Below are 10,507 nucleotides of genomic sequence, written 5' to 3'. Positions count from 1 at the left end.
AGATGTCAGCCACCGCTTTGAGATGTTCTTGTAGCTTTTCTCGATCTTCGGAGTTTAAGTTCATTTTGAAATTTTTTAGATATATCTACTCATATTATTTTACCATGATTTTTGTGTTTTTACGAAAGTGAGATGCACCCACTTTGAAGAGACAGCGATCGCGCGATCTCGTATTCCTGCTTGTACCGTAGGAGTTCTCGAGCCGTGGGAAAATTTTGTTTGAGCTGTTTGAGAACGACGGGCTGGCGATCGCAGCGGCGCACCCCCCGAGACACCAAGGAGTGAGAGCTTTCGTAAATGCGATCGAAAATGTCGTATTCAGATAACACGCGAAGATAGTTGATAGTTAAGTCGTAGGGTGCGTGACTTGAAAAATCGGGTGTAAATTCGTAGACCGATAACTCGTCACGCACCGCCAATGTACACCCCCCACATACAAGGATGCGTGACTTGAAAAATCGGGTGTAAATCCTTAGACCGATAACTCGTCACGCACCTTTTACAGCAAACCGTGTTTTCAATCGCCAGTCACCCCCTTACCAGTGAAGACCGTTGATAGTTTCTCCCCTGCTCCCTGGCTTCCCTTCTTCACCTCCTTACCTGGGGTTGTCCGAGGGTCGTGAGGTATAGTACAGCTTCATCTTCAGGAATTCCGAGAATATCGTTGACGCGATCGTCGAAAAAGCCAGCAATGCCGCTGACGCCACAGTTGAGATAAATGGCGGCGAGATTGGTTCGCTGGCCGAGGTGGCCGGCATCGAGATGGAGGTAACGGTAGCATCGATCGCCGTATCGATCGACGGCTTTGGCTAAATCGGCTGTATGGAAGATGACAGCAGCCGCATCGCGTCCTAAATCTTGCCCCAAACACAAAAAATGAAGTTCTCGGCGAAAATTTTTAAAACGAATTTGTCGCAATTCTCGAGCGTTCGGTGCGTAGTAATAGCAGCCAGATTCTAACCCGTCAATGGCAGAAACGGCAACAAAGGTTTGGATCGACTCTAAATCGAAATAGTCGGGATCGTTATCTAAGCCGAATCCAACGTAATTCTCGGGATGATAGGTAAAATCGAGAATTGCTTTGAGGCGATCGAATTCCAAAGCCGCCCCGGTGTAGGCACGGGTCGAGCGACGTTTGAGAATCGTCGTTTCTAACCCGCTCAAATCGTTTTCCCAATCGATCGGCGGAGTCTCGACCGAGACTTTAGAACAGAAGGGAAAATTGTATTTGTCCGCTAAGGTATCGGGATGGCGATCGGGGGTCGGGAGTTCGCTGTCGATACCGCTAGCTCGGTGGAGATAGTGCAGCAAAGTGCCGTCTTCTAACTCGGGATAGTCGCGATCGGTTTTCGAGGGTAAGGCGGCCGGATAGTGAGGGAGATGTTGCTCGCGATCGCGCAAATCTGCCAGGGGAATCACAGCGATCGCCCCTTCTTCCTCGGGATCGAGGTACAGCAGTCGATCGACCGCCTCGTCGCAAAACCCGCCGATGAGATGGGGTCGGTAGTCGGTGAAGGCGGCGGCGAGTTCCAGATTGCCCAATACGTGACCGGTATCGAGGTGAATACGACGATAGGCGCGGTCTTGATATCGCCAAGCCGAACGGAAAAATACCGCCGTCGTGACGATCGCGAGTCGGGTTGTTTCTAAGGCGGGATGCCAAAAACAACTTTTTTGCAAGTCGTCCCAGGGGTTGCTGTCCCAAAAGCACAGAAGAGAGCGATCGCGACTTTGGTAGTTGTAGAGTCCTGGTGGAAGTTCGGAGATGCCTCGCGAAATCAGATAGACTTCTGCTGGATACAGCCCCCCAGCCGACGGCGCAGCCCGCAACAGAAGGTCGTCGTGGCTGAGCGTGGGAATGCGAGCAGTGACCCCGTAGGTGCAGTACAACAGTCGAGACAATCGTTGCCAGTTTTCCTCAGAGGCGTCGTCGTTCGAGTACGGTGTCATATCGATCGACGTACCGAGTTTGTAATCTTTGAACGGAACGGGAGGGCGATCCCAATCGATATTGGGAACCTTCTGACCGATGGTTTCGGGATGGTATTTCGTCCGTTCGTGATAGTGTTGGGCGATCGAATCGCGATGGATTGACATGAAAGCGCTATGGAGTGGCGACGACTTTTATCGATTTTGACATTTTGCTGGTTGAGAACGAAACGTGCTTCACACTTTTACGGCGCTTTTTATATACATATTTGCGCTTTTTTGTCAAGATGAAATTGGGCGTATTTTAAAGAAATTTAAGAGAATTTAAGGCGCTTTGCGATCGTTAAGTAACCCTTAAGTTTTATGAAGCTGACTTAATACATAGTTAAAATTTCTGGACTGAATCGTTCTGTAAAACGAGACGTCAATAACGTGACGATTTCGCACGAGCAGTTAGGCTGCCACAAATCTAGTCCCTTTTCCATGCGACGGGTACGCGCTCTAGACCTTCTCGCCGCCTATCGAAATGGCGATCGACACTTTCGCGATATCAACTTAAGCGAATCCAATTTATTTGCGGCCGATCTGCGCGATATCGACTTAACCGCAAGCGATCTCACGTCGACTTATTTACCCTATGCCAACCTATCAAAAGCCTGTTTGTACCGTGTTTGCCTGTTCCAAGTCGAACTCGGCGACGCTACACTCTACCAAACCAACTTAACGGCAGCAGACTTACGGGGTGTCAACCTGACGCGAGCGAACTTGCGCGGGGCGAACTTGCGCGGGGCTAACTTGCGCGGGGCGAACTTGCAAGGTGCCGATTTATTCAACGCCGACTTAACCGAAAGCGATCTTCGCGATGCCGATTTCAGCCGTACCAACTTAGAGTTAGCCCGGTTTGTTGGGGCGGACGTGCGCGGTAGCAACTTTTTCCGTTCTCGGGATTTAGACCTAACCGGCGCTCGAGGAGATTCGACCACCGTACAACCCGACGGATACCGATCGAACTTTCCTTAAGAGCCGAACTTCCTAGCGTCCTTGCAAGCTACCGAAAATTTTGGGGTTAGAGCCTCGCCCCCTTCGACTTGGCTCAGGGCAAGCCTTCGACTTAGCTCAGGGCAAGCCTTCTAGGGCGACTTTTTGATTGCATATTTCAACAATCTTTGCTAGCCTAAAAACAGATCGTGCCGTTTTTAGGTGATGATTAACCTCACGTATCAGTACAAACTTCAGCTAACCCAACAGCAACAACAAACCTATGACGAATGGCTCGAAACCTCTCGTCGGGTCTGGAACTATGCTTTGGCAGAGCGCAAAGACTGGTACAAGTCGAGAGCCTGTCCCATCGACCGATGCTCTCTTCGAGGTGAGTACGTCATTCGGGCCGACGCGCCCCGACCCAGCTTTTCAAGCCAGTGTAAAGCCTTAACCCAGGCTCGAAAAGTCTATCCTGAGCTAGGTACAGCTAATGCTCAAATGCTGCAACAGGTGTTGCGACGTTTAGAGAAAGCCTTTGTCTCGATGTGGGAGAGAGGACATGGATTCCCCAGATTCAAGAAACCTGGGAGAATGCGCTCTCTGTTGTTCCCTCAGTTGGGAAAAGACCCCGTTCGGGGAAACCGAGTCAAACTCCCTGGAGTGGGATTGGCAAAAATGCGCCTCTCACGACCGATTCCTGAAGGCTTCGTCGTCAAACAAGCCCAAGTGGTCAAACGAGCCTCCGGTTGGTACGTGATGCTAACGCTTCAGTGCGATGTTGACGTTCCGGAGATCGCGCCCCACGGAGAAGCGTTAGGGATTGACGTAGGGTTGAGCCACTACCTGGCCACCTCCACCGGTGAGTTAGTGCCGAACCCCCGATTCTTTGTAGACCTCCAACGCAAGCTGCGATTGCTGCAACAGAGAGCGTCTCACAAAGTTAAAGGGTCGAATAACTGGCGCAAAGCCCACCACAAGGTTGCCAAACTGCACGAATACATCCGCAACGGTCGGCAGGATTTCTTCTATAAACTGGCTCATCATCTCTGCGACGGTGTGGGGATGGTGTTTGCCGAAAAACTCAACTTCAAAGCCTGGGCGAGAGGAATGTTCAGTAAGCATACCCTCGACGCAGCTCACAGTGAGTTTTTAAGGATTCTGAAGTGGGTCTGCTGGAAACGAGGCGTTTTCTATGCCGAAGTGGATGCCAGCGGAACCAGCCAAGCCTGTCCCAGTTGTGGCACGAATACAGGGAAAAAAGACCTTTCAGTTCGCGTTCATCAGTGTCCTGAGTGCGGCTATACCACAGATAGGGATATAGCCGCCGCGCAGGTAGTAAGGCAACGTGGACTTGCAGCCGTCGGGCAGACGGTCAAGATGCTTGGCGAGGGGTTAAGCGTAGGCTCCCCATAGACCCAAGAATCCCCACGCCTTCAGGCTGGGGAGTGTCAAGGAAGAAATGTCTCCGAACTGAAAACTGTCTTCACGGGTGACTGGTGACTGCTCACTGAATGAGAGTGTCCCCACCCGTTACGATTTCGCGGTAAACATCTCGCAGCGTTGCCCCCTCAGTTAACTTGTCTCGCCAAATCTCCAAACTGCGATCGTCGATGTTTCGTCCCAACAAATCTCGATAAATATCGTTGAGGCGTTGTTGGGTTTCCTCGCTATCAGCGACAGCACGACGCACCTGGGCCACAGCGGTTCCGGAAACGATCGCGTCTCCCCATCGCTGCAAATCCGCCGCCTCGGCCGCTCGTCCGAGAACCTCGCGATAAATTCGATCGATATCGTCGTAATAGTCCGAGGGCTGGTCTGGCGTGCGGTTGCGAATATAACTTTGCCAGTCAAATTCGGAGTATGGCTGGTTATAATACCGTAGCCAATCTCGATCGAGACACAAGACGAAACCCTCTTCTTGCTGGCATCGAGCCTGGGTTCGTCCCGGTGTCGCACTGCTGGCGATAAGCCCCAGGGTGGCAACGCTCCACAGGAGCCATTTCGTCAACATCAGCACCTCCAGCGTTCGAGATCGATCGTCGTTTCTAGGGAAATCCATGAAGTCATACCTTGCTGCGGCAATTCAAATGACCAGCGTGCCGAACTTGGAGAAAAATTTGGCACAAGCAGAAGAACTTATCGATTTAGCAGCCCGTCGCGGTGCGGAATTAGTGGGACTGCCAGAGAACTTTTCGTTTTTGGGTGAAGAGTCCGACAAGATCGCCCAAGCCGAAACCATTGCCAAAGCCAGCGTTGCGTTTCTCAAAACCATGGCGCAACGCTATCAAGTCACGATTTTAGGGGGAGGGTTTCCCGTTCCCGTCAACGGCAAGCAAGTCTACAACACGGCGCTATTAGTCGATGCCAGCGGCACAGAACTGGCTCGCTACCACAAGGTTCATCTGTTCGATGTTAACTTACCCGACGGTAACACCTACGAAGAGTCCAGCACGGTACAAGCGGGGACTCAACTGCCGCCAGTCTACACTTCCGACACCTTGGGCAACTTAGGCTTGTCGGTGTGTTACGACGTTCGTTTTCCAGAACTGTACCGCCATTTATCTTTAAACGGGGCAGATTTACTGTTCGTTCCGGCAGCCTTTACCGCCTACACGGGGAAAGATCACTGGCAAGTGTTATTACAGGCGCGGGCGATCGAAAACACCTGTTACGTCCTAGCACCCGCTCAAACCGGCCGTCATTACGGATTGCGCCATTCCCACGGTCACGCAGCCATTATCGACCCTTGGGGAACCGTTCTCTCCGATGCGGGAACGAAAATCGGCGTGGCGATCGCAGAAATCAACCCCCAACGCCTCGAACAAGTCCGCAGTCAAATGCCCTCGTTGAAACATCGGGTGTTTGCCTAATTTTGGAGCAGGGGAGCTTCTTCAGGGAAGAGGAAAGAGGGAAGAGACTGCTACCTGTTCACTGTTGTTACGGGTAACTGGTGACTGTTAACTGGTAACTGTTCTCTCACCTCCTCACCTGCAATTACGGAACGACCACGACGGGCGTACCGGGATTGACTTTTTCGTACATCGCCAAAATGTCTTCGTTCCGCATCCGAACGCAGCCGTGAGAGACGGCCTGGCCGATCAGTTCTTCGTTGGGGGTTCCGTGGAACGCCACCCAATCATCGCCGAGTTCGTGGAATACGATGACCGCACGTCCGATCGGACTGCTCGGGCCGGGGGGAATGAGTTCTCCCGTCCAGGGATTTTCCCACGTCGGATCGACGGCCATGTGCATCACCTGGAATTCGCCGACCGGCGTTTCCCAACCTGGCTTACCTATAGCAACCGGATAGCTGGTTTCGACTTTGTCGTCGAGATAAACATAGACTCGGCGTTCGCTGAGATTCAATTCGATACGAGCGACGGGTTTGTTTTGAGGTGCAGTCGGCTGCTCGAGTTCGCCTTCGGGAATGACCTCTTCAGGAGGTAAAAATTCTTCCGGCGTGCCAAGGGGAGGTAGCTGTAAGCTGGGGTCTTGCATTCGATATGCCATCGAGTCTTGAGACGCCATCGCTGCTCCCTGGCTGACGGCGAACAAAACGGCGACACTCGATCCGATCGTGCCTAGGCTGCGAGATAGCCAGGTGCGGTTACGCCCTACCGTCATATTTCCAAATCTCCTCACTGTGAACGAGCTTCGTCGAGATATCTACTTATTTTTCTACACATTTTATACGACGATTTCCGTAGCGTGGTTTTTATTACTGGCAGTAGCGCAGAGTTGAGAGGTCGGTGGCGGGGTCGAAAGCGAGGATATAGCCGCGATTTCCGATACTATCGACGATTTCGTGCCAGGTGCGATCGTCGCCGTCTACGCCGGGAACGTTCGCCCGAACGAGATGGATTTGCTCGGTGTCGAATACGGGGGCGATCGCGGTGTCGTTGTCGGCGTAAGAAATCGGACGTGGATAGAGGTACAGAGTACTCTCTGGTGTGAGGGCGATCGTCCGACAGGTTTCTCCGGCTCCGTCGCCGATGCGTTGCGCGAGTTCTGTGGTTGGGGAAATGGTGAGGCTTAAACTGGCTAAAATTGATAACATGAAAACTTATTTTTCATGAAAAAGAGTAGGTCTTAAGAAGATAGAACAACAAATAAGTTAATAGATTTTTGGGTTGAATTGAATTTACGAAACTCGACAGCAACAAAAATCAAAAATAAATTATTTTTTGTGTTAGATTTTCTCGAGATGAGCTTATAAATTCACCACAGAGACACAGAGGACACAGAGAAATAAGAAGGTGGGCGATGCCCACCCTACAAACTACTTGGAAACTCCTTCAGTTAAAATTTCACAGCCCTCTTCTGTCACTAATACGTCGTCTTCAATCCGAACCCCGATTCCGTGCCATTTCGCATCGACTTCGGGCTGTCCTTCAACGGGTTTAATGTAGGGAGAAATATAAATTCCCGGTTCCACTGTCAACACGTTCCCCGGTTGCAAAATCTGCCAGCTTTCTTCACCCTGTTTGTACGTTCCGACATCGTGAACGTCTAAGCCCAACCAATGCCCAGTTTTGTGCATATAAAAAGGCTTGTATTTTTCTTCTTCGATAATCTCGTCGATGTCTCCCGACAATAAGCCGAGATCGAGCAAGCCTTCGACGATAACCCGTACCGCTACATCGTGGTATTCGTTGTACGGAACGCCCGGTAACACGCAGGCGATCGCCTGTTTTTGGGCTTCTAAAACAATGTCGTAAATGGCTTGCTGTTCCGGTGTAAATTCGCCGCCGACGGAAAACGTCCGGGTAATATCCGAGTTGTAATAACTGTAAGAACAACCCGCATCGATCAGTAACAAATCGCCTTCTTCCATCTGGCGGCGGTTTTCCACGTAATGCAAAATACAGGCGTTTCCCCCCGAGGCGACAATGGACGGATACGCCGGAGAACCGCCGTGAAGGGCAAAAACTCGCTCCATTTCCGCCTGCACTTCGTACTCGTACCGCCCCGGTTTCGCCACGTCCATCGCTAGATTGTGGGCGTCAACGGCAATTTTCGCCGCTTTTCGCATCAAATCTAACTCTTCCGGGGTTTTCACTAACCGCATCGAATGAAGGAGTGGGCTAGGATCTTCCAACGCCACAGGGCCAGTTCCCCGTTTGGGATAAGTGGCTAACAGCTTACGCCAATGTTGGATGACGCAGTTGTTGAATTCTTCGTCTCGTCCGAGGCGATAGTAAATTCGGTCTGCGTTTTGCAGGTATTCCGGTAGTTTTTCGTCTAATTCATCGATGGAAAACGCTTCGTCTGCCCCGTATTTCTCCTTGGCTGCATCGACGCCAGTACGATAGCCCGTCCAGATTTCTTTTTCTAAATCCTTGGGTTCGACGAACAAGACGAATTGATGTTCTTCGTGGTGGGGGGCGAATACTGCGACGGCGTTCGGCTCGTTAAACCCCGTTAAATAAAAGAAATCGCTATCTTGTCGAAACGCATATTCAACGTCGTTGTGCATTACCGCCATCGGTGCGCTGCGGAAGATAGCCGTTCCGCTATTTAGTTTTTCGAGCAGGGCGTTGCGGCGTTGGACGTACAGGTGCTGCATCGGCTTGGGATTGTGAGAATGGCGTGTTAATGGGAGGAGTCAAGACGCGGATAACGGGGCGATCGCTGGGCAAATCCCTCGCACTCAAGGCGATACGGTTGCTCTCGGCGACGCGAATTTCCGTGCCTTCCATTAAGTTTAAGAAATTTTCTAACGGTGCGATGTCACAGGCGTTGTCGTCCGCCGCCGCCGTTCGGTAGTGGGTGGGAATCACCAATCGCGGGTTGAGAACGGACACGGCTTGCTTGGCTTCTTCGGCCGTGTAGGCTTTCTCGCTTCCGCCGACGGGAATTAAGGCGATGTCGGGGCGTCCGATGAGGATGCGCTGTTCGACATCGATGGGGGCGGCTGCACCGCCGAGGTGGGCGATTTTGAGTCCCCCTTGCTGCCAGGTCCAAATGACGTTGGTGCCGAAACGGTTTCCACCGATGCGATCGTGGGGAATGGGAATGCCTTCAAAGGTCATGCCCTGCACCTCGAAAATCCCCGACTCGAAGAGAAGTTTGGATTCGGGGACGGTATCGACGGCTCCTTCGTCGAGGAGAAAGCTGCTGACTAAGACTAAGTCGGCGTCGTCGATGTTGGGTTCTGGGTAGCCTGCGGTACAGCCGAGGGTACGGAAGGGATTGGCGAGGATTCGGCGATCGCTTCCGGTAAAGCGAAAGCAGGTATGACCGAGATATTCGATTTCTAAACTTGCCGCAGATTGCGCGACGCTGGAGGATTTCGATCCCCACCATCCCGTTGTCGCTGTTGCGATCGCTCCTAATTGTAGGTAGCGAATCAGTTCTCGCCGTTTCATTATGCGTGTACAGTCGCCTTTAAACTCGTTAGACTCGTTAAAAAGTTATGCAACAGCGCTTTCCCCGATCCGGTCAAAATGCTTTCCGGGTGGAACTGTACCCCTTGAATGTGGGGATAGTCGCGGTGTCGCACGCCCATGATCGTACCGTCGTCTACCCAGGCGGTGATTTCCAGTACGTCGGGGCAGGTGGCGCGATCGATAACCAGACTATGATACCGGGTTGCGGTAAAGGGATTCTCGAGTCCGGCAAAAACGCCCGCGTCGGTATGGTGGATTTCGGAGGTTTTCCCGTGCATGAGTTCGGGGGCGGACACCACTTCACCGCCAAAAACTTGTCCGATCGCTTGATGTCCGAGACAAACGCCCAAAATCGGCATCGTCGATCCCAATTCGCGAATAATGTCGATCGAAATTCCCGCGTCTTCGGGACGACCTGGCCCCGGCGAAATGACGATACCTTTGGGGTCGAGTCGGCGAATCTCTTCGAGGGTGATGCGATCGTTGCGGTACACCTGAATTTCGGACGCCACGGGAACGGTTTGACCCAGTTCGCCCAGGTATTGGACGAGGTTGTAGGTAAAGCTGTCGTAGTTATCGATGACGAGAATCATGTCTTTCTTTGAAAAAGGGAAAGGGAGAGGGGGAGAGGGGGAGAGGGGGAGAAAGGGAGAGGGGGAGCTTCTTCAGTGAAGAGGGAAGAGGGAAGAGTGAAAAGTGAGGACAGCGAACAGGTAACAGTTTCATCCCATCACCTCATCAACACTGTTCGCTACTGACTGTTGACGGCTAACTGTAAAAGTGGCGGAAGGATGAGGGAACCGGCGACGAGAACAGAGGCTAAGGCTCCCACGAGAACCGCCCCCGCCGCGCAGTCTTTGGCGATTTTGGCCAGTTCGTGATAGGTCTGCTTGACGGTTAAATCGACGATCGACTCGATCGCCGTGTTGAGGAGTTCTAGGGCGAGAACTAAGCCGATAGTGACGCCAATAACGGCTACCTTCACCGCTTCGAGGTTCAATCCCACGGCTAAGCCGATCGCGACGGTGCCAATGGCGACATGAATGCGAAAGTTGCGTTGTGTCGCGAAGGCGTAGCGAATTCCTGCCCAAGCGTAGCGAAAACTGGCCACGAGATTCACCGCCACCTGCCAAGATAAGGGGCGATAGGATTCCGTACTGCTCGATGATTTACCTTTTTGCTTGGGATTGGGCGCACCAGGGGGCATA

12 protein-coding genes are annotated in these 10,507 nt (G+C 52.1%); 3 read left to right on the top strand and 9 right to left on the bottom strand.

Features of this window, described 5'->3' with window-relative positions:
• Positions 1-119 precede the first annotated feature (119 nt).
• Both POG22_RS05805 and POG22_RS05800 read right to left on the bottom strand, forming a co-directional pair.
• A complete protein-coding gene (locus POG22_RS05805) occupies positions 120-413 on the bottom strand; it encodes a hypothetical protein (RefSeq protein ID WP_498904113.1) in 294 nt (97 codons plus the stop codon).
• Between the two features lie 175 nt (positions 414-588).
• Positions 589-2,097, bottom strand: coding sequence for a SagB/ThcOx family dehydrogenase (locus POG22_RS05800; protein ID WP_498904112.1), 1,509 nt, complete (start codon positions 2,095-2,097; stop codon positions 589-591).
• 264 nt (positions 2,098-2,361) lie between these two features.
• Between POG22_RS05800 and POG22_RS05795 the strand changes: the two genes are divergently transcribed.
• Both POG22_RS05795 and POG22_RS05790 read left to right on the top strand, forming a co-directional pair.
• The gene (locus POG22_RS05795) at positions 2,362-2,949 is read left to right on the top strand and encodes a pentapeptide repeat-containing protein (RefSeq protein ID WP_498904110.1); all 588 of its coding nucleotides are present in this window, start codon (positions 2,362-2,364) and stop codon (positions 2,947-2,949) included.
• Positions 2,950-3,132: 183 nt separating this feature from the next.
• Positions 3,133-4,323 (top strand): RNA-guided endonuclease InsQ/TnpB family protein, encoded by a 1,191-nt coding sequence (locus POG22_RS05790; protein WP_498904108.1) that lies wholly within the window; start codon positions 3,133-3,135, stop codon positions 4,321-4,323.
• 91 nt (positions 4,324-4,414) lie between these two features.
• Here the strand turns inward: POG22_RS05790 and POG22_RS05785 are convergent, their stop codons facing one another.
• Complete coding sequence (locus POG22_RS05785; RefSeq protein WP_498904107.1) at positions 4,415-4,921, bottom strand: hypothetical protein; 507 nt, start codon at positions 4,919-4,921, stop codon at positions 4,415-4,417.
• 46 nt (positions 4,922-4,967) lie between these two features.
• Here POG22_RS05785 and POG22_RS05780 point away from each other — a divergent pair, with 46 nt between their 5' ends.
• On the top strand, positions 4,968-5,780 hold the full coding sequence (locus POG22_RS05780; RefSeq protein WP_498904106.1) for a carbon-nitrogen hydrolase family protein: 813 nt from the start codon (positions 4,968-4,970) through the stop codon (positions 5,778-5,780).
• A 124-nt stretch (positions 5,781-5,904) separates the two neighbouring features.
• On the opposite strand, the gene POG22_RS05775 is transcribed toward POG22_RS05780, so the two are convergent.
• From POG22_RS05775 to POG22_RS05750, 6 genes are all read right to left on the bottom strand, one after another.
• Positions 5,905-6,534, bottom strand: coding sequence for a L,D-transpeptidase (locus POG22_RS05775; protein WP_498904105.1), 630 nt, complete (start codon positions 6,532-6,534; stop codon positions 5,905-5,907).
• Positions 6,535-6,628: 94 nt separating this feature from the next.
• Complete coding sequence (locus POG22_RS05770; RefSeq protein ID WP_498904104.1) at positions 6,629-6,967, bottom strand: hypothetical protein; 339 nt, start codon at positions 6,965-6,967, stop codon at positions 6,629-6,631.
• Between the two features lie 222 nt (positions 6,968-7,189).
• Positions 7,190-8,476 (bottom strand): aminopeptidase P N-terminal domain-containing protein, encoded by a 1,287-nt coding sequence (locus tag POG22_RS05765; protein WP_498904103.1) that lies wholly within the window; start codon positions 8,474-8,476, stop codon positions 7,190-7,192.
• Entirely contained in the window at positions 8,424-9,278 is an 855-nt protein-coding gene (locus POG22_RS05760; RefSeq protein WP_498904101.1) for an MBL fold metallo-hydrolase, read from the bottom strand. The genes POG22_RS05765 and POG22_RS05760 overlap by 53 nt, the downstream gene beginning before the upstream one ends.
• Positions 9,278-9,892, bottom strand: coding sequence for an anthranilate synthase component II (locus POG22_RS05755; RefSeq protein ID WP_017658865.1), 615 nt, complete (start codon positions 9,890-9,892; stop codon positions 9,278-9,280). The genes POG22_RS05760 and POG22_RS05755 overlap by 1 nt, the downstream gene beginning before the upstream one ends.
• 158 nt (positions 9,893-10,050) lie before the next feature.
• Positions 10,051-10,506 carry a diacylglycerol kinase family protein gene (locus POG22_RS05750; protein WP_017658864.1) on the bottom strand — a complete coding sequence of 152 codons (456 nt, stop codon included), beginning with the start codon at positions 10,504-10,506 and terminating at the stop codon, positions 10,051-10,053.
• Position 10,507: the final 1 nt, after the last annotated feature.

It is taken from the genome of Geitlerinema sp. CS-897, assembly GCF_028368005.1.
Classification (GTDB): domain Bacteria; phylum Cyanobacteriota; class Cyanobacteriia; order Cyanobacteriales; family Geitlerinemataceae; genus Baaleninema; species Baaleninema simplex.
Note: the sequence above shows the minus strand (reverse complement) of the source record. Positions and strands in the feature narration are given on the sequence as shown.